The organism is Candidatus Hakubella thermalkaliphila, assembly GCF_013281975.1.
GTDB lineage: Bacteria > Actinomycetota > Humimicrobiia > Hakubellales > Hakubellaceae > Hakubella > Hakubella thermalkaliphila.
Window position 1 is genome coordinate 1 of sequence record NZ_BLRZ01000329.1, and the last position, 945, is coordinate 945.

General features: G+C 52.0%; 1 protein-coding gene and 1 pseudogene. Both read right to left on the reverse strand.

All coding sequences use genetic code 11. The features are described 5' to 3' along the window. A pseudogene (locus HW443_RS11925) lies at positions 1-187 on the reverse strand (sugar phosphate isomerase/epimerase family protein); the annotation flags it as partial. Between the two features lie 238 nt (positions 188-425). Next, a partial coding sequence (locus HW443_RS11930) for an SDR family oxidoreductase (RefSeq protein ID WP_176238297.1) occupies positions 426-945 on the reverse strand: 520 nt, incomplete at its 5' end.

Here is a 945-nt window from a genome sequence, read left to right on the forward strand (position 1 = left end):
CCCTGGCCGTGGCCATTTGAAAGGATTTGTCTCCGCTAAAGAAGGGATCCAGGACATCGGAGCAGAGCTCGTGATAGGGATAGCCCAGCTCTTTAGTCAGACGCATGAAGTTATCCGGTTCCTCCCAGCGCCGGGTAAGAAAGGCCCCGTTAATGCCGATATCGATAGTCACCTTCCTGGAAGGCAATTTGTTCCCCCTCTCTTACTTCTCCGGGTAGTCTCCCCATAAAAGACGCAGTACAGCTCCTTAGGGACACATAAGATACAATTTGGGTACCCAAACCCTCAGCTCGCCTCCAGCCTTATTCTCCCTTGAAAATGACACAATTTTCATGCGACGTGGTGCGCCGCGGTGCATGGGCGATTCCTTAGAGACACTTTCCCATGTAAGTGCGGTATCGATAGAGGTCAGGTTATCTAGTTCCCTACCCCATCTGCAGGCCCCCAGTCACGTTAATGGCCTGCCCGGTCATGTAGGAGGCCTGATCAGAGGATAAAAAGACCACCACATTAGCCACATCTTCATAGGTACACGCTCTACCCAGGGGGACCTCATCGGTATACTTCTTCCGGACCTCCTCCCGGGAAAGACCCCATTTTTGGGCACACTCATTATAGAGGTATTCTGTCCACAAGGGGGAATCCAGAAGAATGCCTGGACAGACAGCGTTTACCCTGATTCCGTAAGGAGCCAGATCCAGAGCCATGCTCTGGGTAAGACCGATACCGCCAAACTTGGAGGCCGAATAGGCCCCACTCCACAGACTTCCCTGCCTGCCGGCTTTGGAGTTTACCTGTATAATCACACCCCTTCTTTGCTCCTTCATCACGTTGGCCACCTCTCTAGCACACAGAAAGTAACCAGTCAGATTGATTTCAATGATTTTTCTCCAGGCCTCAGTGGGAAACTCGGTAATCTCATGGACCTCCACTATGCCCACGTTG